Origin of the sequence: Pollutimonas nitritireducens (assembly GCF_002849615.1) — a bacterium.
Classification (GTDB): domain Bacteria; phylum Pseudomonadota; class Gammaproteobacteria; order Burkholderiales; family Burkholderiaceae_B; genus Pollutimonas; species Pollutimonas nitritireducens.
The window spans coordinates 386598-408236 of record NZ_PDNV01000002.1; the positions used below are offsets into that span (position 1 = coordinate 386598).

General features: G+C 57.5%; 19 protein-coding genes, 1 tRNA gene and 1 pseudogene. 6 read left to right on the top strand and 15 right to left on the bottom strand.

Annotation, left to right across the window (positions count from 1 at the left end; genetic code table 11):
* Positions 1–66: 66 nt before the first annotated feature.
* Positions 67–273 (bottom strand): annotated as a pseudogene (locus CR155_RS04205) (hypothetical protein); the annotation flags it as partial.
* Between the two features lie 206 nt (positions 274–479).
* Here CR155_RS04205 and CR155_RS04210 point away from each other — a divergent pair.
* Positions 480–2618, top strand: coding sequence for an ATP-dependent helicase (locus CR155_RS04210; RefSeq protein ID WP_102068735.1), 2139 nt, complete (start codon positions 480–482; stop codon positions 2616–2618).
* Positions 2619–2669: 51 nt separating this feature from the next.
* Complete coding sequence (locus CR155_RS04215; RefSeq protein ID WP_102068736.1) at positions 2670–3899, top strand: nucleoside recognition domain-containing protein; 1230 nt, start codon at positions 2670–2672, stop codon at positions 3897–3899.
* Positions 3900–3905: 6 nt separating this feature from the next.
* Here the strand turns inward: CR155_RS04215 and rsmA are convergent, their stop codons facing one another.
* The 3 genes from rsmA to CR155_RS04230 are packed head-to-tail and all read right to left on the bottom strand — an operon-like array spanning position 3906 to position 8554.
* Positions 3906–4691 carry a 16S rRNA (adenine(1518)-N(6)/adenine(1519)-N(6))-dimethyltransferase RsmA gene (rsmA, locus tag CR155_RS04220; protein ID WP_102068737.1) on the bottom strand — a complete coding sequence of 262 codons (786 nt, stop codon included), beginning with the start codon at positions 4689–4691 and terminating at the stop codon, positions 3906–3908.
* Between the two features lie 6 nt (positions 4692–4697).
* The gene (locus CR155_RS04225; protein WP_199171676.1) at positions 4698–6209 is read right to left on the bottom strand and encodes a peptidylprolyl isomerase; all 1512 of its coding nucleotides are present in this window, start codon (positions 6207–6209) and stop codon (positions 4698–4700) included.
* Positions 6206–8554: an LPS-assembly protein LptD gene (locus CR155_RS04230; protein WP_102068803.1), complete on the bottom strand. Its 2349-nt coding sequence runs from the start codon at positions 8552–8554 to the stop codon at positions 6206–6208. Before CR155_RS04230 ends, CR155_RS04225 begins: the two co-directional genes overlap by 4 nt.
* A 173-nt stretch (positions 8555–8727) precedes the next feature.
* Here CR155_RS04230 and CR155_RS04235 point away from each other — a divergent pair, with 173 nt between their 5' ends.
* From CR155_RS04235 to CR155_RS04245, 3 genes are all read left to right on the top strand, one after another.
* Positions 8728–9774, top strand: coding sequence for a phosphotransferase (locus tag CR155_RS04235; RefSeq protein ID WP_199171667.1), 1047 nt, complete (start codon positions 8728–8730; stop codon positions 9772–9774).
* On the top strand, positions 9774–10463 hold the full coding sequence (murU, locus tag CR155_RS04240; RefSeq protein ID WP_102068740.1) for an N-acetylmuramate alpha-1-phosphate uridylyltransferase MurU: 690 nt from the start codon (positions 9774–9776) through the stop codon (positions 10461–10463). Before CR155_RS04235 ends, murU begins: the two co-directional genes overlap by 1 nt.
* A 181-nt stretch (positions 10464–10644) precedes the next feature.
* A complete protein-coding gene (locus CR155_RS04245; RefSeq protein ID WP_102068741.1) occupies positions 10645–11346 on the top strand; it encodes a DUF6776 family protein in 702 nt (233 codons plus the stop codon).
* A gap of 41 nt (positions 11347–11387) precedes the next feature.
* On the opposite strand, the gene glnQ is transcribed toward CR155_RS04245, so the two are convergent.
* The 7 genes from glnQ to CR155_RS04280 form a co-directional block, all read right to left on the bottom strand.
* Positions 11388–12116 carry a glutamine ABC transporter ATP-binding protein GlnQ gene (gene glnQ / locus CR155_RS04250; protein ID WP_102068742.1) on the bottom strand — a complete coding sequence of 243 codons (729 nt, stop codon included), beginning with the start codon at positions 12114–12116 and terminating at the stop codon, positions 11388–11390.
* Positions 12113–12952, bottom strand: a complete 840-nt coding sequence (locus tag CR155_RS04255; RefSeq protein WP_233213884.1) for an ABC transporter permease subunit — start codon at positions 12950–12952, stop codon at positions 12113–12115. Before CR155_RS04255 ends, glnQ begins: the two co-directional genes overlap by 4 nt.
* Before the next feature lie 114 nt (positions 12953–13066).
* Complete coding sequence (gene glnH, locus CR155_RS04260; protein ID WP_102068805.1) at positions 13067–13828, bottom strand: glutamine ABC transporter substrate-binding protein GlnH; 762 nt, start codon at positions 13826–13828, stop codon at positions 13067–13069.
* 74 nt (positions 13829–13902) lie between these two features.
* Positions 13903–14694, bottom strand: coding sequence for a MetQ/NlpA family ABC transporter substrate-binding protein (locus CR155_RS04265; RefSeq protein ID WP_102068743.1), 792 nt, complete (start codon positions 14692–14694; stop codon positions 13903–13905).
* An 18-nt stretch (positions 14695–14712) separates the two neighbouring features.
* Complete coding sequence (locus CR155_RS04270; RefSeq protein WP_102068744.1) at positions 14713–15372, bottom strand: methionine ABC transporter permease; 660 nt, start codon at positions 15370–15372, stop codon at positions 14713–14715.
* Positions 15369–16379, bottom strand: coding sequence for a methionine ABC transporter ATP-binding protein (locus CR155_RS04275; protein WP_102068745.1), 1011 nt, complete (start codon positions 16377–16379; stop codon positions 15369–15371). The genes CR155_RS04270 and CR155_RS04275 overlap by 4 nt, the downstream gene beginning before the upstream one ends.
* Positions 16380–16595: 216 nt before the next feature.
* Positions 16596–16671 (bottom strand) — tRNA-Lys (locus tag CR155_RS04280).
* Between the two features lie 73 nt (positions 16672–16744).
* Between CR155_RS04280 and CR155_RS04285 the strand changes: the two genes are divergently transcribed.
* A complete protein-coding gene (locus CR155_RS04285) occupies positions 16745–17533 on the top strand; it encodes a metallophosphoesterase (RefSeq protein WP_102068746.1) in 789 nt (262 codons plus the stop codon).
* A gap of 26 nt (positions 17534–17559) precedes the next feature.
* Here the strand turns inward: CR155_RS04285 and CR155_RS04290 are convergent, their stop codons facing one another.
* The 4 genes from CR155_RS04290 to CR155_RS04305 form a co-directional block, all read right to left on the bottom strand.
* On the bottom strand, positions 17560–17976 hold the full coding sequence (locus tag CR155_RS04290; RefSeq protein WP_102068747.1) for a c-type cytochrome: 417 nt from the start codon (positions 17974–17976) through the stop codon (positions 17560–17562).
* Positions 17973–18548 (bottom strand): ferritin-like domain-containing protein, encoded by a 576-nt coding sequence (locus CR155_RS04295; protein WP_102068748.1) that lies wholly within the window; start codon positions 18546–18548, stop codon positions 17973–17975. The genes CR155_RS04290 and CR155_RS04295 overlap by 4 nt, the downstream gene beginning before the upstream one ends.
* A gap of 46 nt (positions 18549–18594) precedes the next feature.
* The gene (locus CR155_RS04300) at positions 18595–19290 is read right to left on the bottom strand and encodes an RNA polymerase sigma factor (RefSeq protein ID WP_102068749.1); all 696 of its coding nucleotides are present in this window, start codon (positions 19288–19290) and stop codon (positions 18595–18597) included.
* Between the two features lie 126 nt (positions 19291–19416).
* Positions 19417–21636: a glycoside hydrolase family 31 protein gene (locus tag CR155_RS04305; protein ID WP_102068750.1), complete on the bottom strand. Its 2220-nt coding sequence runs from the start codon at positions 21634–21636 to the stop codon at positions 19417–19419.
* Between the last annotated feature and the right edge of the window lie 3 nt (positions 21637–21639).

Consider the following 21639-nt stretch of genomic DNA (forward strand, 5'->3'; position numbering starts at 1 on the left):
ATCCTTGAACGATGGATCGGAATTCTAGGATACATCCGCACTTCTCATGCGTACACCATTTCAAGCCAGCCGCAACGCCCTGTACAGTGCAATGATTTGCAGGACGACTGCGCCGGTCAGCAGGATGCCGGGCACGATCGACCTGGTCGTCCATTCGCCGGGAGCTTCCGTACCCCAAAAGCGAAGGAAGGCGAGCGAGAATCCAAGCAAGACAGTAATCGCGGTGATTATTCCCTGCCTGTAACCCTGGGGTAACGGCTTTCTCTCAGACATAAAGACTTCCTCATGCGAGGCCGGTCCGCACTGCGATCCGTGGCAACAGCTCCCTGTCCGGCCATTGTGCCCCCTGAGCACCAGGCTGCACAAGGCTTTTGGTGCCACGGCACCCCGCCAGAATGGTTCAACGCGTGAATGCGCAGACGGGCGCAACACGGTCCCACGCCCGCGCAGGGTAATATCTGTGCCTTGGAGTGTGATCTATGACGAGCAAACCCAATCCTGCACGATTCGTCCCGCATGGATTCGTTCCGACGCCGGAACAACTGAATATTCAGCTGTCGCAGCATCGTGTCACGCTGATCGAGGCCAATGCGGGCGCCGCGAAAACGACAACACTCGCGCTGCGGGTCGGCGAGGCCATTGCGCGCGGCATGCAGCCGGAGCAAATCCTTGCCTTGGTATTCACGTCCGAAGCCCGGGAGGTGATGGAAAAGAGGTTGATGGAAATAGGGATACCCTACGCGACCTCCGCCCAGATTCACGTGCGCACGTTTGACCAATTCGCTGCCGAAGTCCTCAAGACCATTGAAGGAAGCGGCGTGACGCAATTAATGACGCCTGCTGCGTTGAAACCCCATGCCTTGGCCGCCATCGAGCAGGTCAGCGAGGGATACTCGGGAGCAATGGAATTCCTGGAGATAAACACCCACAATATCGCCATCAGCCAATTCCTGGATAGCCAGTTGCGCCTTAAAGCAATGATGGCCCTCGACCACAACGATGACGACACGACGCTGCAGGAAAGGGCGGAACGTCTTGCCATTCCACTGACGGATTATCTCTGGACCCTGGAATACGAGCGTATGCGCCAAGGTAATTTCGAGGAGGTCCGTTTCCGTGGCCAATTCGACGCCACCTACGATCTCGCCTGCCAGCTTCGCGAGTTTCCCGATAGCAACGAGGCATTGCCCCGCTATCGTCTTGTGGTCGGTGATGAACTGCATGACTTGAATGAAGCATCCTTTCGCATCCTGGAGGCACTGCTGGCCATCGACGATCTGTTTTTCGTCGGCGCCGGCGACAAGGATCAGGTGATCTATTCCAGCCATGGCGCGGATGAAAGCTACTTGCGGCATCGGTTCACCGACCTGCATCCCGGGTCTGCGCGCTACCCCCTGACCATGACATATCGCCACGGCCCACAGCTTGCCTATGCCATGGAAGCATTCAAGCGAAAGGCCGTGGACTCCAGCCTGCCGGTCAGTACGGCAATCGACCAGCGCCACTACCACGATCACGATGATTGCGCCGCGCAGGCCGTGGCCGCCATCAGGAAGTGGAAAACAGAGAAGCTGCCTCTTGAGGCTTGCGCGATCCTGCTACGGGACAAGCACCAGTCCGTCGCGATGGAGAATGCCCTGATGCATGCCGGCATCGCCTACAGGACGCAGGGTATGCAAGGATATCTGCAACGTGAAGAAGTTCTTTTTCTGCGCGGAATGATGGCAATCGCCTTGAAGAATCTTTCCGCCGTGCAGTCGGTCGGCGTCAGAAAGGCCATCGTGGAGTCGCTAGCCATATTTGGCGAAATAGGTTTTAACGCGAGCGACATGGACTTTGCCAGGAACGCGATTGCTCAGGACCCGGACATTCTCAATTCATTTTTCAGTGGCCAGCTCCAGCGTAGTCGGTCGGACCAGGCAAGGGCCCGTATCGCCGATGCGGTGTCCTACATGGAATCCCTGCATGCCGATACCCCCGCCTCCACTGCGCTGGAGGAGGTCTGCCAGCGCGTCGACCTCGAGGCGGTGGCCAGACGCATTTACGTTCATCCGCACGACGCGGCGGTTGTTGCCAAGTCAGTTCAGGGCTTTATCGAAGTTGCCAGAAAATCCGCCATGAACTTGCGGGAGTTCTCTGAATGGATAGGTGCCGCCGATGCCTTCGCCTCAAGCCGCAAGAGCAAGGGTTTCGTCCTGCTGGAGTGCGCCGTCAATTCCAAGGGCAAGGAGTTCGATCACGTGATCCTGCCGTTTTTGGAAACGGGTGAGTTTCCAAGTCCGCTGCGCGACATCAAGGAGGAGGAGAATCTCTTCTACGTCGTCGCCACCCGGGCGAAAGCGCGGCTGACGTTAATATCGCCGCAAGATGAAAGCAAACGCAGCCCCTTCATAGGCCGCATGGAGCTGGCATCGACGCGCTCGCGCGCGCATGCCGCGGTGCAAAGGAATCTGGCACAAGCCAGTGCAGCACCTTCCCGGCTCGACTTGAGCGTGCCCTACGCGGACAAGGACTTCGTCAAGGCCCTTGGCGCCAAGTGGGACGCCACGCGCAAAGTCTGGTATGTGAAAGCAGGCCTGGATATAAAGCCATTCGAGCAATGGTTCCCGGAAAAATAAGCGTTCTCTGCGACAATCCAACCCTGCCACCATCGTCGACCGTCAAGTTACATGCTAAATACCCTCTGGCTCGCCTTTTTCGTTATCGCCGCCCTTTCAGGACTATATCAATGGATAGCGCTGAACGACGCCGAGGTCTTCTCACGGATCGTCCTCAGCCTGTTCGATATGGCCGAGCTATCGGTGCAGTTGATGATCCTGCTCTTTGGTACCCTCGCTCTCTGGCTGGGCTTCTTGCGTATCGCCGAAGCGGCAGGACTTATCGAAATGTTAGGTCGGCTGCTCGGTCCGCTATTCCGCCGGCTGATGCCGGGCGTCCCGGCAGGGCACCCAGCATTAGGGATGATCACCCTGAATTTTGCCGCCAATGGGCTGGGGCTGGACAATGCCGCGACACCCATAGGCCTGCGCGCCATGCGCGAGCTCCAGACACTGAATCCCGATCCCAAATCCGCCACCAACGCGCAGATTTTGTTCCTGGTGTTGAATTCCTCCTCATTGACACTGCTACCAGTCACCATCTTCATGTACCGGGCTCAGCAAGGCGCGCCGGACCCAACCATGGTCTTCCTGCCAATACTTCTGGCCACGACAGCGTCATCCCTGGCGGGCCTTCTGGCTGTGGCCTTCATGCAGAGGCTGAAGTTGTACGATCCCGTCGTACTGGCGTGGGGCGCCTCGCTTGCCCTAATCATTGGCGGCCTGATGGCATTGTTGGGCAGCTTGAGCAGCGCGGCGCTGAGTGCCACGTCGTCACTGATGGGCAACCTTACCTTGTTTGGCATCATCATGATTTTCCTGCTGGTGGGCGCCCGGAAAAAGGTGCCAGTGTACGAGTGTTTTATCGAGGGCGCCAAAGAGGGCTTCGAGATATCGAAGAATCTGCTGCCTTATCTGGTCGCGATGCTGTGTGCGATTGGAGTGCTGCGGGCTTCCGGCGCCCTCGATGCGCTGCTCGACAGCATCCGCTGGGTCGTGCAGCTTGCCGGAATGGACGGCCGCTTTGTCGACGCGCTGCCAACTGCCATCGTCAAGCCATTTTCAGGAAGCGCCGCGCGCGGTATGCTCATCGAAACCATGCAGCATTTTGGCGTAGACAGTTTTGCGGCGCTGCTGGCGGCCACCGTTCAGGGAAGCACGGAGACCACCTTCTATGTCCTGGCAGTGTATTTTGGAGCGGTCGGCATCCAGCGGGCCCGGCACGCCGTGGGGTGTGCGCTTCTTGCGGACCTGGCCGGCGTCCTGGCGTCCATCGCCGTTTGCTACTGGTTTTTTGGATGACGCCGATCAGGGCTTGAGGACACCTGCGGTCAGCAGGCTGTCGGACAATGCAATGAACTGCTGAACCGAAACCTCTTCGGCGCGGGACGTAGGCAATATGCCCAGGGCTTCCCAGTCGATCAAATCAGACCATTCATTCAATGACCGGCGCAACATCTTGCGCCGCTGCGTGAACGCGCGCATGACCAGCTTTTCGAATGCGCTCTGGCTTTGGGGCCTTGGGCGCGATTCCGGCAATGGCGCCATGCGCACCACCGCCGATACCACACGCGGCGGTGGATCGAAAGCCTCCGGCGGCACATCGAACAGTTTGTTCATGTGATAACGGGACTGCAGCATGACGGACAGGCGGCCATAATCGCCAGATCCCGGGGTGGCCACCATGCGATCGATGACCTCGCGCTGCAGCATGAAATGTTGGTCCACGACATGGTCGGCATACGCGATAAGGTGGAACAACAAAGGGCTGGAAATGTTGTACGGCAAATTGCCGACGATACGCAGCTGGGTTCCGAACATGCCGAAGTCCACCTGCAATGCGTCAGCTTCGACAATGGTAAGCTTTTCGACTGGATACTGCCGGCGCAGGCGCGCGGCCAGGTCGCGGTCGATCTCCACGGCGGTCAGGTGATCCAGCGACTTCAATAGCGGTTTGGTCAGGGCAGACAGTCCTGGACCAATTTCTATTACCGTATCGCTGCGTTGCGGGGCAATTCCCCGCACTATCGATTCTATGATTCCTTCGTCAACCAGGAAATGTTGGCCGAAACGTTTACGTGCTTGATGAGCCATGAATGATCAACGACGGTTCCGGTTCGATTGAGGATCGAGGCGATTATCGATAAAGGCCTGGCTGCGCAGCTGGCTGAGCCAGTCTTCGAAGGCCGGTTCGATGCGGCGCTGGAACAGGATTTGGCGCGCCTGCATGCGCTTGAACTCGTTTTCCATATTCTTCGTGCGGCGTTCGAGGACCTGGATGAGATGCCAGCCGAACTGGGATTTTATTGGTTCGCTGATCTGGCCGGGCTCGAGCGCATTCATGGCCTGCTCGAATGCCGGCACCGTTTCACCAGGCGTCAGCCAACCCAGGTCGCCGCCTTGGGGAGCCGTCACGTCTTCAGAGGACCGCTTGGCAAGGTCTTCGAACTTTTCGCCGTTGACGATGCGTTGACGCAGCTGCTTGAGGCGTGTCTCGGCCTTTTCATCCGACATGACCTTGGAGCTCTTGATGAGAATGTGACGAGCATGAGTCTGCGTGACCATCATCGGCCCCTGGGCTTGCTGTTGCGCCTGCGGTACGGCGGCGGGGCCCGGAACCGGCGCACGTGCCGCGGCGTTGCCGCCTTGTGCCGCCTGCCCCCGGGTCAGGACCTTGAGGATGTGAAACCCATTGCCGCTCTGGATGATGGCGCTGGTCTCACCGGCCTTCAGGTTCTCGGTGGCCTGCAGGAATAGATCGGGCCAACCGTTGACCGGCCGCAAGCCGAGCTCACCACCGCTGAGCGCCTCGGGACCATCGGAGGATGAAGCCGCGATGCCCGCGAAGTCAGCGCCGCCCCGCACCCGGGCCAGGATGGCTTCGGCTTTCTTGCGAAGTTCCTGTACTTGTGACGACGACGCCCCTTCGGGAACAGCTACCAGTATTTGAGCGAGCCCAAGCACCTGCGGCCCGCTTTGCTGGACCGGTGCGGCCTGCCGGGGCTGTTGAGCCCGCGGATCTTGCGTGGCAGCCGGCAATTGATTGCCCTGGGCCTTCAGGAAGGCATCCACTTCGGCATCGGAGATGACAATCGTGCTGTCGACCGCGCGCTGGCGCAACATGTCCATGCGCACTTCCTTGCGCAGGTTCTCAATGTAGGTCTCCCAGGACACGCCGGATTTTTCGATCTCCTGGCGCAGCTGAGCCACGCTTATCTTGTTGCGGCTGGCGACCGTCTGGACGGCCTGCTCGGTCTGTGCGTCGGAAACCTTGATCCCCTGCCGGTCTGCCTCCTGGCGCTCGACCTCTTCGGTAATCATGCGCTGGAGCACCTGTTTCTGCAATACGGCAAAATCGGGCACCGGTATCTTCTGTCGCTGCAATTGCTGTTGCGCCATTCTCGCCTCGACGTTGACTTGCTGCAACGTAATCACGCGTTGGTTCACCACAGCGGCAATACCGTCGACGAATTGTTGCGACTGTTGCGCGGAGGCGGCTTCGGCCTTGTTGACCGCCGGTTTGGCAGCTACAGCAATGCCCGACGATGCTACGCCCAGGATTGGAATCAAAATGGACGCTAGCCGGCGCTTAGCATGCACACTACGCATTATTCATACCTCTCGAAGGTGGTTTTTTCGGGTATTGGTGGGGTAATGGTTCTGTAACCGGCAATCCGTTCGCTCAGTAAACGCATGGGATCAGTGCCCAGGGAACCGAGGCCGGAAAGTTCCAGCTGGAAGAAAAGCGCGGTGTTGACGTCTTCTCGTGAAACGGCATAACGCTGCATGACAACGCGGCCTACCCAACAACAATCGCCCTTGTATTCGAGCCCGAAAATTGACTGGGTGTTGCGCTTTTCCTGTAAGGAATAGTCGTAACGTCCCAGCGCGTAAACTTTACTGGTTATGGGCCATTGGCCAGTAAAGCTGACCTGTTCTTTGCTGTTATCCAGGTATCCAGGAAGTTCGCGGACCTCGGGCACGGCGACTTGTGCCGGATCACGCTGATATCGGTATGAGGCGGCAAGCATCGCAAGACGCTTGGGTTCCCAACGGAAGCCCGCAGTCATGCGGTTGCGATCGTTCGAATCCGGGTTGTATTGCGCATCGAATCTTACATCCAGCGTATCGGTCAGTGCCGCATTGACGCCCACGAGATAGTCGGACTTGGTATTCGTGCGTTTCCTGTCGCTCGGATTCAAGGTGACAAGCTGATCGCGAAAATAGATACGCTGCGCCGCCGACAGCGAAAGGCGTTCGAATCCCGATTCCGCATCGAGCCAGCGGGTGGTCAGGCCCAATGTCAGCTGGTCTGCATCGGCGATGCGATCCCAACCGCCGCTGAATATATTTTCGTCGAAAGCCTGTGCGAAATTAAAATCGGCGTAATACGTATCGAAGACAGGAATCTGGGATTGATCCCTGTAAGGTACACGCAAGTAATACAAGCGCGGCTCAAGCGTCTGTATGGAGTCGTTGCCGAACAGCCTTGTCTCGCGCTCGAAGGTCATGCCGGAATCAACCGACATGATGGGAAGCACTCGTGACTGGGTTTGCGGCCTGCCCGAGAACTGCGGCAATTGATTGGCGTACCAGTCGGTACTGTACTGGCTAAGATGCAATCCAACCTTGGGTGTTACATACCAGCCGGCACGTACGACGGGATAGGCCACCGTAGTGTACGAAGAAAAACGGCTTCCATTCGGTGCTATGCGCTGGTCCTTATAAACGTTGTATCGATCAATGTCGCCTTTATAAAAAGGCATCCTGAACCGCGTCGCGTAATTTTCAGACTGAACGTCGAAACCGCCCCAGTTATAGCGAGCGCCCCGCACATAGAGCTCGGGCAGCTTGTCGTATTGTGGCGCCAGGTAATTAGCGCTGCGGTCCTGAAGCGTCTGGTAGGTATAGGCGTACAGCGATGCGTTGAAATACTTGTATCCGCTCCAGTTCAGCCCGGCGCTGCTCGGCAAATAAGTATTGGTGGCTTCATTGAGGCCCAGTGAGGAAAAATCCCGGAAATAGTCGTCGTCGGAGACACGGCGGATATCGAACGATGCGCTTAATCCGCCGCCCAGGTTGTGCCCATGCTGCCACGAGTAATACCAGCGATTCCGATCGGCCTCCTGGTCATTGTCCAGGTACGTTCCGGCCAGTTGACCGCTGTACCGGCTTCCCAGGTAGCGGAATTCGCCGCCCAATTGCATGCCGCGCTTGGCCATATACCGCGGCGTGATCGTTGCGTCGTAGTTAGGCGCAATATTGAAGTAATACGGTAGCGAAAATTCCAGCCCACCGCTGGTGGACGTTCCGTAGGTCGGGACCAGCAAGCCCGATTTGCGTTCCTTGCGTATGGGGAAGGTAAGAAATGGAGAATAGAGTATCGGCACGCCTTTGAAGTAGAGCACACCATTGCGCGCCGTCCCTTCGTTTTCGTCGAAAAGCAGGTCGACGCGTGAAGACTTGATGAACCAGGATGGATCCGGGCACGGGCAGCCTGAATACGTCACTGTTTCCAGCCGCATATGGTTGCGGCTGAGGATATCGGCTTTGACTGCTTTACCAGCGCCTCCGCTGGCGCCCAACCAGAAATTGGGATCGTTGACTTCGCCGGTTTCACTGTTGATGTTGTAGTTGATCTCCGGGCCGGTCACGATGCTGGCGTCCCGCATGACCAGGCCGTTGCCGCGCACGCGGACCTGTCCGGTGGAACGCTGGTAGTCGATGTAATCGCCTTTTACGACTGAGTCGATGCGGCGCACCTCGGCATTGCCGGAGAGCTTGACCAGCCCGTCCTCATCGGATTCCATGGTGTCGCCGATGAGAAACGATGTAATTTCGTTGTCGTCGATATTTTCATGGACTTGAAGATTCGGAGCTATGCGCAATTCCTGCAGGGATGGCATGCCGACATCCGGCCCAGGCTGTTGCGCCTGCGCCGTGGATACGCCGCCCATAGCTAGAAAAAATGCCCACCAAACCAAACGCACGCGTATTTCGTCCTCGAAAAAAACTGACTCTATTTTGGCACAGCTGCCGACCCGTATTGATTGGCGACCCGGTATTATAGAGAAGCTGGCGTGTACATGGTTCACAATACCGCCTTGCGATGCGTAATCAATTTCTTATCATGGAAAACCGAATCTTGAACTTCAGCGCTGAATCCCGATTGTCGTTACTGAAAAACTGGCTGCAAGGCATCGCCGGCGACCATCAACTCGACCTCGCCAGCTTGAGACCTGCCTCCAGCGACGCGAGCTTTCGGCGCTATTTTCGGCTCGACACCGCGACCGGCACGGCCATCGTCATGGATGCGCCTCCGCAACAGGAAGACTGCCGGCCCTTCATCCACGTAACAGGCCTGCTGGCACAAGCCGACCTCAATGTACCGACAGTACTGGCCCAGGACCTGCAGCTAGGCTTTCTACTGCTGACCGACCTGGGTGAGCAAACTTATTATCAGGCAATCAAATCAGGCCTGGACGACACCCGCCTGCAACAGTTGTACCGCGATGCCATTGCAGCGCTGGTGCGTATGCAACAAGCCAGTACGCAAGGCCTGCCCGACTACGATGCCGAACGCCTCTCGCAGGAACTCGCCGTGTTTCCGGAATGGTATGCGCAACGTCATTGCCAGGTCCAGCTCAGCAACGGCGAGCAATCCGTATTGAACGACGCCTTTGCCATCCTGATCCACGATAACACCCGGCAGCCCAGTGTACTGGTACACCGCGATTTCCACTCACCCAATCTCATGGTGGGTGTGGCAGACAGGAATCCGGGCGTCATCGATTATCAGGACGCGCTCGTTGGCCCACTCAGCTACGATATTGCCTCGCTGGTCATGGACGCGCGCACCACCTGGGAAGAGCAACAGCAACTGGACTGGGCGATACGCTATTGGGAGGCCGCGCGTGCCGCTCAACTCCCTGTGCCTGTCGACTTTGCCGATTTTCATCGCGCCTACGAATGGATGGGATTGCAGCGCAACCTGCGCATTCTCGGTGTGTTCGCCCGCCTTTCCTACCGCGATGGCAAGCATCATTACCTCGATCACATGCCTCGCGTAAATACCTATGTACGCCAGGTTGCCGGTCGCTACAGCGCCTTTCGCCCTCTCATTCGGCTGCTCGACAAGCTCGACGGCCGCCAGGTGACCACCGGGTATACGTTCTGATGCGGGCCATGATCCTCGCGGCCGGAAGGGGCGAACGCATGCGCCCACTGACCGACAGCTTGCCCAAGCCGCTGCTCCAGGTAGGCGGCAAACCGCTCATCGTGTGGCACATCGAGAAGCTGGTGGCAGCTGGCATTACGGAATTGGTGGTGAACCTGTCTTGGTTGGGCGAGCAGATAGAACTGGCGCTGGGCGACGGCGGTCGATTCGGCGCAAAGATCCAATATTCCCGCGAACCGCAAGCCCTCGAGACCGCCGGCGGCATTGCCCAGGCCCTGCCATTTTTTCAGGAACAACCATTTCTCGTTATAAATGGCGATGTATGGTGCGACTGGAACCTGGCCGGGGTCGAACAGGCCGCGGCCAGCCTGGATGGCACCCTCCTGGCGTGGCTGATGCTGGTCGATAATCCGGTCCAACATCCCGAGGGCGATTTTCAACTGCATAGCTCCCGGCTCGTCACTGACGCGGCAACTCACGATACCGCTGTCACGCTGACGTTCTCGGGCATAGGCATCTACCGACCCGCGCTGTTTCAAGGTCTTGTCGTGGGCCAGCCCGCATCTCTGGCGCCCCTGCTGAGGCAGTCGATGGCCGCCGGCAAGGTGGCCGGCTACCACTACAAAGGACAGTGGACCGACGTTGGAACTCCACAGCGCCTGATGCAGTTGGACGAGGCGCTGCGCTAGCCGCCGACGACTCAGCACGTTACACTGCTTTGGTCCGGAAAGATAAAACGTATCCGGATCTGTCAAGACGAAAGCAATATTGGCAGCAGCAGGCAACGGCTGCCTCATGCGCTATGCTTTAAGGTTTTTCGGCAATGGACCATATCGTTCTCCATTGCTCCGCAATACAGGAATAAGCCCCATGTTCGGATCGTCCAAACGCCGTGTCTTTCAACCTACGGCTTACGGCAACTCCCGCCGTTCGCGCCGCATACCCCGATGGCTGGTACTGATGTTGTCTGGCATTGTGCTTGGGGCGGGCGGCCTGCTGTTTCTGCAGAAAAGCTACGGCCCTGCCCGGCTTACCATCGAGCAATCCGAACAGCTGCATTACGACCTGAACAGCAGCAACATGGACAAGCAGCGTTTGCAGTCGCAATTCAACCAGCAAGCACACGATCTCAAGCAAAAAACCACAACCGTTCAAGATCAATCGGCACAGCTGAAGAAAGCGCTGGATCAGGTCAGCAAGCTGACGGCCGAGGTTCAATTATTTGCCGATGCAATGCCGCCGGATCCTCGCGGCACGTCACCCGGCATTCGCGCCGCATCGTTCCGCAGCGACGACGGGCAACTTCACTATCAGATACTGGTCATGCAAGACAAAGGGAAGACCAAACCGTTCGCAGGCGAAGTGGAATTGGTGGTTGCAGGTCGTTATGCCAACCGCAAGTCGGGCAGCATCGACCTGCCGCCCTTTCCTGTCGAACTGGAGCAGTACAGCCACATGGGAGGGGCGCTACCCTTGCCCGAAGGATTCACGCCGCGCCAGGTGACCATAAAGATCACCGAGCAAGGGTCGAAAAAATTGAGTGCAACCCGCACGATCCGCGTCGCGCCCTGAACGCCAGCCTGGCGCCAGGCTACGAGATAAAGCAGAAAGCTTCAGGCGACATGCTGCAAGAAGTCCTTCAGCCGCTGGCTAGGCGGATTGCTTAGCAGATCAGCAGGGGCGCCATCTTCGGCTATTTTTCCGCCATCGATGAATATGAGGCGGCTGCCGACTTTACGCGCGAACTCCATTTCGTGGGTGACCACGATCATGGTCATGCCGCCTTCCGCGACATCTTGCATGACTTTCAGCACTTCATGGCGCAATTCGGGATCGAGCGCTGATGTGGGCTCGTCGAAAAGCATGAGCTGGGGCCGAATGGCGAGTGCACGGGCAATGGCCACCCGCTGTTGCTGGCCACCCGAGAGCTCGCCAGGATAATGGTTGACTTTCTCTTCCAGTCCGACCTTGCCGAGCAGGGCAATGGCTTCCTCCCGGGCTTGCTTGCGCGCGCTTCCGCGCGTATGAACCGGGCCGAACATGACATTTTCGAGCGCCGTGAGCTGCGGGAAGAGGTTGAACTGCTGGAACACCATTCCGGCTTCGCGCCGGAGTTCGCGGACCTGCGCGCCACTGCCGCGCACGCTGAGCCCGTTTACAGTGATATCGCCCTCCTCGATGGTCTCCAGTACATTAATGCACCGCAACAGGGTCGACTTGCCAGACCCGGAAGGTCCAACCACCACCACGACCTCGCCTTTGTTGATGGTCAGGTCAATGCCATTGAGCACCGTGGTCGTTCCGAAGCGTTTGACGACATTCTTGAACTCGACGATGCTCATACGATTTGTGTCCTGTGTTCGATGAACTTCAAGGTCAGCGCGATAAAGCCGGTAAGAATCAGGTAGATGACCGCCACCGCACCCCATATTTCAACCGACCGGAAATTGCTGGCAATGATCTCCTGCCCCTGCCGCGTGAGTTCGGCGACGCCGATGACGATAAAAAGCGATGAATCCTTCAGACTGATGATGCACTGGTTGCCCATGGCGGGAATCATGCGCCGCAATGCGACGGGCCCAACGATGTACGCGAGGATTTTGTAGAAAGGAAGCCCCATTGCCTGTCCGGCTTCCTTCAACCCTTTGGGCACGGATAGCAAGGCGCCGCGAACGATCTCTGCAATATAGGCGCCGGAATTGATCACCAGCGTAAAGATGGCGGCCAGCAAGGCATCGATGCGCCAGCCGGAAATGAGCGGCAATGCAAAATAGATGAACATGACCTGCACGACAATAGGGGTGCCGCGTATCACCAGGATATATACCTGGGCCAGGAACGACAGTGCGACAGGGATGTATTTTGCGAAGCGCCAGAGTACCGCCAGCACGATCGCCGCCTGCAACACGTGCCAGGTCCAATCCGGTACGCCGGCGAGGAAGGTGGCGCCTATCCAGGATGCCAGCTGGATGATCGCCACGATGACCGCCACGCTGACTATCGCAATGAATGTGGTTTTCCACGTGACCAGCACTTTAACGTAGGTCGTCACGACCCCCGAGAGAAATCCAATGATGGTGCCGCCTATCAGGCCCAGCAATGTGATCTGGATCGTCATTTTTGCGCCTTCGAGAAGGCTGGGTAATGCATCCCAGATGGCCGACCATTCAAAAGTCACGTTGTTTGTCCCGAGAACTGGAGGCCCGGCATAGCGAGCTTCGCATCGTCAAATAAAAACGGCGATCGAGGGGTAGCGCTCTACGCCCGATCGCCGTCGCTTGTCAGCCTGTCCTCAGTTGACTTGTACGGCTTTCTCGCCGAACCATTTCGTGTACAAGGCATCGTAGGTGCCGTTGTCCTGTATGGTCTTGAGCGCCTTGTTCACGACGGGAACCAGTTCGCTGTCTTTCGGAAACCCTATGCCGTAGAAATCGCCGCTTTTCAGCGAGCCCACCACCTTGACCTTGCCCTGGCCGCCGGTCTTTGCGAAATACTGCAGATTGGGCGTATCGTGCACGACGGCGTCGACCCTGCCTGTGGCAAGCTCGAGGAAGGCGTTGTCAATATTGGGGAACAGCTTGAGCTTGGCGTTCGGTACGTTGGCCTTCAGGTAATCCACGGTGGCGGTGCCGATTTTTACGGCCACGTTCTTGCCTTCGAGATCTTTGGCCGACTTGATGTTGGCGTTGTCGTTGTTCACCAGGATGGCAAGGCCGCTTTCGTAATACGGATCCGAGAAATCAATGACCTTCTTGCGGTCGTCGCGTATGGTGATGCCGGCCAGCGCCGCATCGATATTGCGAGTTTGCAGGCCTGGAATAATACCGTTGAAGTCCATGGGCCGTAAGGAATACTTCAGTCCCGCTTCCTTGGCGATGGCGTCCCACAGTTCAATGTCGAAGCCGGTGTACTTGCCGTCCTGCTTGAACTCAAAGGGCACGAATGCCGTGTCGGTGGCTACGAGCAGTTCTTTGTCCTGGGCGGCATGCGCAATAGGCAATACCATGGTAATGGCCAATCCCGCCAGCGCGGCTTTGATTTTTTTCGAGAACATAAACGACTCCTTGAGTGGGGCGACATCGTCAAAAATTGTATGGTAACCGAAAGCGCCTGAGGCAGGCGCCGGCATCAGAAAGCAGGGACTATGGCCCCTTGATACTTTTCCTGTATGAATTGTCGCGTCTGCGCGCTTTGCAAAGCGGCCACGAGTTTCCTGATGGCCGGCGCGTCTTTTTTCGCTTCGGTGGTTGCCAGCAAATTGGCGTAAGGCGAATCGGCGCCCTCGATGAACAGGGCATCCTTGACAGGATTCAGCCCGGCTTCCAAAGCATAGTTGGTGTTGATCAAAGCCAGATCGACATCCGGCAGGATACGCGGCAATGTGGCGGCTTCGAGTTCACGGAACTTCAGGTTTTTCGGATTTTTGGCGATATCGCGTGATGTCGCCAGGATATTCGACGGATCCTTCAACGTGATCAAGCCATGCTTTTGCAGCAACAGCAAGGCCCGCGCGCCATTGGAGGGATCGTTAGGCAAGGCAATCAGGGCGCCGTCCTTCAATTCTTTGATGTCCTTGATCTTCTGGGAATATGCCCCGAAAGGCTCTACATGAACCAGGCCGACAGAAACCAGGCCGGTCTTGTGTTCTTTGTTGAAAGAATCGAGATAGGGCTTGTGCTGGAAGAAGTTGACGTCGATATGCCCCTCGGCAACCTGTTGGTTCGGCTGGACATAGTCCGTGAATACCTTGATGTCCAGTTCCACACCATCCTTGGCGAGTACCGGCTTGACCAGCTCAAGCAGCTCGGCATGAGGCACGGGAGTAGCCGCTACGCTAAGGGTTTCAGCCTGCGATCCGGCACTGGCGAACAGCGCGGCAAAGGAAACCGCCAGGGTTGGCGCGATCTTTCTGATAAACATGTTTTTTCTCCAGAAAAGTTATCTGCGGTTCAGCCTCGCGACCAGGCGATCGCCAAACACTTGCAGAAGCTGAACCATTACAACAAGAATAGTGACAGTCACCACCATGACGTCGGTCTGATAGCGCTGATATCCGAAACGCAGTGCCAGGTCTCCCAGGCCTCCACCGCCGATAACACCCGACATGGCCGAATAACCAACCAGCGCGATGGCGGTAACGATGATTGCCGCGACGATGCCGGTGGTGGCTTCGGGAATAAGGGCGAGCAGCACGGTCTGGCGTGAATTGGCGCCCATCGCCCGGCATGCTTCGGAGACCCCCGGATCCAGTTCGCGCAATACATTTTCCACCAGTCGCGCAAAAAAAGGCGCCGCGCTGGCCACCAGGGGCGGCACCGCCCCCTCGACACCGAGCGATGTACCGGCCAGGATCCGGGTGAACGGAATCATGACAATCAGCAAAATCAGAAAAGGAACCGAGCGCAACACGTTCACGACAAACGAGAGTACTTGATAGACAAATCGATTTTGCAGCATCTGGTGCGCGCTGGTGAGAAACAGTATGACGCCCAGCGGCAGTCCGATAATGATCGTGAACACGAGCGAGAAACCGGTCATCAACAAGGTGTCGATCGTTGCTTCGCTAATCAGGGCCCAGTCGATATTCGTGAACATCATAGTCGCAGCACCTCGCACTCGATGCCGGCAGCCTGTAGCACGACCGGAAGTTTTTCCTGCGCCGCCCCATCTCCCTGTACCGCAATGACGAGTTGTCCATAAGGCGTTTCCTTGATACGTCCCACCGAGCCCTGGAGTATGCTCAGGTCCAGGCCAAGATCGCGGCTGACTTGACTGAGTATGGGGCGGACGGTTGAATCGCCACGAAAACTCAGGCGCAACAGCTTCCCGTTCATGCCCTGCGCCATCCCGCGCCAGCCCTCCGCATCGACGCCGCTTTCCGACAGCAAGGACTGTGTCACGGGATGGTCGGGGTGCAGAAAGACATCCAGCACCGTGCCGCTTTCCACGATGACTCCTGCATCGATAACGGCGACACGATCGCAGACGTTGCGGATGACATCCATGCCATGCGTAATCAGGACGATGGTCAAACCCAGGCGCTTGTTGATGTCGAGCAGCAGCCGCAGGATGGACTGCGTCGTTTCGGGATCCAGCGCCGATGTCGCTTCGTCGCATAAAAGCAGTTGTGGACGATTGGCCAACGCGCGCGCTATGCCCACGCGCTGCTGCTGGCCGCCTGACAACTGCCTGGGGTACTTGCGGGAATGATCCACAAGCCCCACCAACGCCAGGACCTCGTGAGCCCGCTCTATTTGTTGCCGACGTGTCAGCCCGGCCAGCCGCAAAGGAAAACAGACATTATCCAGCACCGTACGCGAACGCAGCAGATTGAAATGCTGGAAAACCATTCCCACCCCATGCCGGAACTCCCTGAGCTGCGGCTCACTGAGCTGCGTGATGTCCTGGCCATTGACCGTCACACTGCCTTGCGTGGGCTTCTCCAGCAGGTTCAGCATGCGTATCAGCGTGCTCTTTCCCGCGCCGGAACGACCTATGATCCCGAAGATCTCGCCTTTACGTATGTGCAGGTCGACCCCAGCCAATGCGTGCGAGACACGCCCCGGCGAAGCATAGGTTTTATGGATGTTTTCCAGGAAGATCAAGATAGAGGCTTATAAAGAAAATAAGACTTCCGACCACAGCATCACAATTTAGCACAGGCCGGTCCGGTACTTTGACCGTATCTAATGGTTTACACGGATGTAGAATGCATAAGAACTTGAGTACAAGATCAGCTTCGTCCGCGCCAGTGCATTGTGGCTACAAAAATGCCAAAAAAAAACCAGCCCGATGGACTGGTTTCTTCTAAAAGATATCGGTGGTGGGTCGTGCGCGACTCGAACGCGCGACCATCGGATTAAAAGTCCGGTGCTCTACCAACTGAGCTAACGACCCGACCGAAGAACGAGATTATGACGCCATTTAAAAAACCTGTCAAATGACTACCGCAAGATCAAAGAGCACGACCATGACCCGTCCTGCGAAAACAGTACGCCTCAATATCCTTTCCGATCTCCATCTGAGCAGTGCCGGCCTGCCCCTGCCGCGCGCGCAGGCCGATCTTGTCATTCTGGCCGGAGATATCGCGCGCCCGAAAGAGGCGTTGCAATGGGCTGGCGGCTTTGACAAGCCGGTGTTGTACGTGCCAGGCAATCATGAGTTCTATGGTGGCAGCCTTGACGCCACCATCCAGGACCTCGAAACCCACACTTACGGCACCGCCATACATATCCTGGACAATACAGAAATAGTATTGGAAGGCATACGTTTCCTCGGATCGACCCTATGGACCGATTTCAATTTGTACGGAGCCGCGGCGCGCGAACAAGCAATCGAGGAATCGCTGGCCTTCATTCGCGATTTCACACGGATCAAGTCCAGTCTTTCGTCAGAAAAAACCTTTTCGCCAGCCGATATGGAAGCACTTTTCAATGCCAACCTCGCGTGGCTGGATAAGAAACTGGGCGAATCCTACGACGGCCCCACTGTGGTTATCACACACCATTCACCGTCGCCCAAAAGCATCCACCCCCGATTCGACGGATCGCTGATCAACAACTGCTTTGTATCCAATAGCGAACATCTCATGGGGGCTGACCGGGCTGCCTTATGGATCCACGGGCATACCCATGACAGCTTTGACTACCACGTCAATGGTACCCGGGTAGTTTGCAATCCACGCGGCTATGCCAGGGACGGCATCAACGAGAATATCGCCTTCGACCCTGAGTTGGTCATAGAAGTGCCTGTGGCGTGATGGACCATGAATCGACGTGCGTGGCACTAGCGGTCGGCACACGTCGCCGATGCATTTTCTTTTTTCAGATACGCGATCACATCCGCGCGTTCCTGTCCGCTTGATATGCCGGCATATCCCATGGACGTGCCCGGCACCGCTTCCATTGGACTCTTCAGGAACAGATTCAGGGATTCGTCGTCCCAGACGATTTTTGATTCCTTCATCGCCTGCGAGTAGGCGTATCCCGGTACGCTACCGGCCCGCCTGCCAAACAGGCCGCAGTGCCGGGGTCCGGTCCGGTCGTAAGCCAGCGCATGACATGCAAGGCAGCGGGAGTACAACGCTTCGCCGGTGGCGGCATTGCCAGGCACCACATTCTGGGCCCGGGCAACCGACGACCCCGCCGCACCATACGCACACAGGCTTGCCGCCAAGGCGACCAGCCATCGTGTCTGGTTCATGACACGAACGCCGAAGGCACAGGATCTTCCCCAAGGGCGTTGCGCAATATGGCCCAGTGCATGGCCTCGTCGCCCAGTATGCTGGCGGCCGCCCGGGCAAGGTCTCGATTATCGAATACAGGCACCGCCCCTAGGTAGGCGCTGACAGCTCCTTTCTCCAGCATGGCGGCAAATCGCAGGATATCGGCTTGCGATTTCAGCGTATCCACTGGAAATATGTACTTTTCCTTCGCGGAAACAGGCTTGCCGCCAAGCTTGCGTATGGTCCCGGACAAGAGTTCGGCATGCTCTTTATGCTGTCCTTGAAATGTTACGGCCAAATCCAGTACCGGTTTTTGCAATAAGCCGCTTTCAGCGCCCAACTGATAGGCGGCGATCGCTTCCAGTTCTGCACCCAGCGCCGTGTTTAAAATCCGCACATCCGACGCCAAGGGCTCGTTGCCCTTGGCGAGGACATCCCGTCCTGCCATCAGCGCAACAGCGGCACCGGACAGCAGCAATCCGGATTGGCCGAGAAATGCCCGGCGTGCATTACTGCTTGAAGGATTGTGGACAAAACTAAGAAATGACATGGTAGGTCTCCCAGGAGGACAGTACATTGGATAAATCAGCGTTTAGTTATCGTGCTTCGCGGAGTCGGGACATCACCGATGCCACCATCCGGTCACAACGTTCACCCGCAAACGCGAAAGCGGTATTTACCGTAGAGCCCATGTCGTCGCCCAATGATTTGCGCAACAATTTTCGTGCGCGGAAATAGCGAGTACGCACTGTTGCTGGCGGGATTCCGAGGCACATCGCGGTTTCCTCCACCGTCAGATCTTCCACTGCGCGCAATATGAATACAGCGCGAAACAGGTCGGGCAGCTGGTCAATCCGGGCTTCGAGCAGGTGTCGGGTCTGGGAACGTACAAGGTTCGGCTCTGGACTCTCCGATGAAAATTCGTTTGCTGTCATAGTTGTGGTGACATCGTCGCGTTCAGCATCGTTATTGAATTCAAGCCATGTGGCGAGCCGGTTTATCTTTCGCAAGCGCCGATTCGACTCATTGACCACGATACGCACCAGCCAGGTGGACAAGCCCGAATCTCCCCGGAAACTTGCAATCGCCCGATAGGCTTTGTAAAAGGCCTCTTGCACGGCCTCTTCTGCATCGGCGTCATTGCGCAAGATGCTGCGCGCCACCCGATAAAGGCGCTGGTTATAGCGCCGCATGAGAATTTGCAACGCTGCAAGATCTTCCATGACGAGGCGCTGCGCCAGTTGTGCGTCGGTACAGGAACCTGAAGCAGGCTTGATAAGAGCAAGAGACATGGTCAGCAGCCAGAAAGTGGGTCAGTTACCGCATTAGATGCCTCTCTGACCAACCGCGTTCCCGAAATTGAGAAAGGGAGGCATTTGCCTCCCTTTTGTCTGTTGGTCGCCTGGCGCCGCTGCCCGTCACCGGGCTCGGGAAATCCTTACTTCGGCGCCGCGGCGTTTCACCTCCAGGCCCTCGGCAGGCAGGATGCGCAGGCCTTCCAGCCCTTTGATATAACTGGATCCCTGCATTTGCATGACACGGATCTTGTTGCGCATGACGACGGGACTGTGTTCTGGCATACCAAACATCCAGACCTCATCGAGGATGCGTGCCGAGTTGAAATCACCCGTATGCTGTGCGGCAGGTCCCAGGCACAACATATGGCCTTCCCGGCCGAATACGGGCAGGGTGTCGAGTCCGGCCTCTACCGTCCAGGTGGTGCCGCCCTCGTAACGCCAGCCGGTGTTGAGGTCCCACCAGGCCTCGCCCTTGGGCAAATATACTTGTACCTGCGTTCCTGGCCTGACCGCAGGAGCGACGAGCAATGCCGGTCCGAGCAGGTACTGGGTATCCCATACCTGGGCGATCGGATCTGACGGAAAAGCCAGGGCCATCGAGCGCTGCACGGGCAGGCCGGTGCGAACCGCGTCCTCGATGATTCCCAATACGTAGGGAATAAGCCGGTAGCGCCATTGCAACCAATGATGGACCAACTCACGCGTTGCGGCATCAAATGCGGTGGGCAGCAGCGCCGGTATGCCCTGAAATGTGAAGTTGCCGGAGAAAACACTCATGGCCAGCCAGCGCAGGTATAGTTCGGGCGTCATTCCCGCGACCGGCTGCCCGGCCGAACCCAGGTTATGGGTCTGTACGGCGACACCGCTGTCCGACAGAGACAAGGCGGTGCGCAAGGTGCGTTCCAGTCCTGACCAGTCATTGGCGACCTGCGGTCCGGTTTGCCAGGCAAAGCGTTGTACGGCCGGAAACAGGTCGGTGCTGCAGACAATGCCTTCCTGCGGAGTTTTATGACCTGCGACGGCGGCAAACAAGGCCTGGCGCACCAGCAAAGGATATATCGTGCGCAGGACGGCGCCCGACTCGCCACCGCGCGCTGTGATCCCATCAGGGATGTCGATCTGCGCATTGCAGACCGGCGACGCAGAGCCTTCATCCAGCGATTGCCGCTGTCGTTCGGACCAAAGTTTATAGACGTCCTTGTTCGTCAGATCGAGCAGACCGAATTCCTGACCACCAGTGAATTCGTTGCCAGGAAAAACTTGCGCGCTACCGTTCTCGTCGTTGATCAGCAGCCAGCCGCGGTCTTCCCATTCGGTGAACAGATGGGTGGCGCAAAGGACACCCGGAAATGAAGGCGCCGCTACCTGTATGTTCAGTTCGTGTGCGCGCGCGAAGAGATCGCGTACGTCGGGTACGCGGTCGGATGCCCATTCGAACGACGGCTTGTCGGCCTGGAAACCATATACCGCTGGTGTTGCCAGGCGCAAAACATCGAGCCCCCATTGGTTATCGCGAAACTCCTGCACGACCCTGAGCGTTTCGTCTATCGACTGACCGGGAGCCTGATCCAGCCACACGCCCATGGGTCGCAGACCGGGCTGTCCGGAACGGCCGGTGAGAGCCGTATATTGATTGATGATTTCCGCCGGCTCGCCCGCGAAGATGAAGAGGTCGAAAATCGCGTCATGCACTTGCGCCGAGTACAGATCGGCATCGCCGCGGCCCAGGTCATGTTCAACACGCTGCAGCGTATTGATATAGAGACCCCAGCCCTTGGGACTCCATACCAGCGGCAAAGCCCTGGCCACCGGATCATCCGAGACCAGGAAGCCGCCACGACGGTCCTGTTCCGCGGCGGATTCGCCCAGGCCATGCAAGGCATCGTCACCATCCAGTTCGAAACCGAAATTCCAGATGACGGCATCTTCACTGCGGCTGCATGACAGTGCCGCCTCGGTACGCGTACGAAGAAGGCATTCGTCACCACGGTACAGGGCCAGCTGGAAAGGCGAGCGCAACACCTCCAGCACCACATCGCCCTGTTCGAGACGCCAACCCAACCCGGCCAATTCGGCGATCGAGCTTACCGAGAGTTCGCCCACCGGCTCCTGCCGGGCAAGCAGCATCTCGGCATGCGTACGGGCTCGCGCGCTGGGTTTCTCACTTTGCAGCGACTCTGGCGTCGCGCAACGCAATCTGTAGACACCGGGCGCGTGCGCTTCCACATGAAGCTGCAGCCCGCTGTCGTGAAAGGCGAAGTCGGCACGCGTCGATTTTGCAGAAAGAAAGTTCAGAGTAGTAAGTTGCGTCACGTGAGCAAGGTCAGACTTGGGCGGCACAGC

Bases quoted from the DNA above. Each gene is read 5' to 3' on its own strand.
- CR155_RS04210 (WP_102068735.1), top strand. From the start codon at position 480: ATGACGAGCAAACCCAATCCTGCACGATTCGTCCCGCATGGATTCGTT.
- CR155_RS04215 (WP_102068736.1), top strand. From the start codon at position 2,670: ATGCTAAATACCCTCTGGCTCGCCTTTTTCGTTATCGCCGCCCTTTCA.
- rsmA (WP_102068737.1), bottom strand. From the start codon at position 4,691: ATGGCTCATCAAGCACGTAAACGTTTCGGCCAACATTTCCTGGTTGAC.
- CR155_RS04230 (WP_102068803.1), bottom strand. From the start codon at position 8,554: ATGGGCGGCGTATCCACGGCGCAGGCGCAACAGCCTGGGCCGGATGTC.
- CR155_RS04235 (WP_199171667.1), top strand. From the start codon at position 8,728: ATGGAAAACCGAATCTTGAACTTCAGCGCTGAATCCCGATTGTCGTTA.
- murU (WP_102068740.1), top strand. From the start codon at position 9,774: ATGCGGGCCATGATCCTCGCGGCCGGAAGGGGCGAACGCATGCGCCCA.
- CR155_RS04245 (WP_102068741.1), top strand. From the start codon at position 10,645: ATGTTCGGATCGTCCAAACGCCGTGTCTTTCAACCTACGGCTTACGGC.
- glnQ (WP_102068742.1), bottom strand. From the start codon at position 12,116: ATGAGCATCGTCGAGTTCAAGAATGTCGTCAAACGCTTCGGAACGACC.
- glnH (WP_102068805.1), bottom strand. From the start codon at position 13,828: ATGTTCTCGAAAAAAATCAAAGCCGCGCTGGCGGGATTGGCCATTACC.
- CR155_RS04265 (WP_102068743.1), bottom strand. From the start codon at position 14,694: ATGTTTATCAGAAAGATCGCGCCAACCCTGGCGGTTTCCTTTGCCGCG.
- CR155_RS04270 (WP_102068744.1), bottom strand. From the start codon at position 15,372: ATGATGTTCACGAATATCGACTGGGCCCTGATTAGCGAAGCAACGATC.
- CR155_RS04285 (WP_102068746.1), top strand. From the start codon at position 16,745: ATGACCCGTCCTGCGAAAACAGTACGCCTCAATATCCTTTCCGATCTC.
- CR155_RS04290 (WP_102068747.1), bottom strand. From the start codon at position 17,976: ATGAACCAGACACGATGGCTGGTCGCCTTGGCGGCAAGCCTGTGTGCG.
- CR155_RS04295 (WP_102068748.1), bottom strand. From the start codon at position 18,548: ATGTCATTTCTTAGTTTTGTCCACAATCCTTCAAGCAGTAATGCACGC.
- CR155_RS04300 (WP_102068749.1), bottom strand. From the start codon at position 19,290: ATGTCTCTTGCTCTTATCAAGCCTGCTTCAGGTTCCTGTACCGACGCA.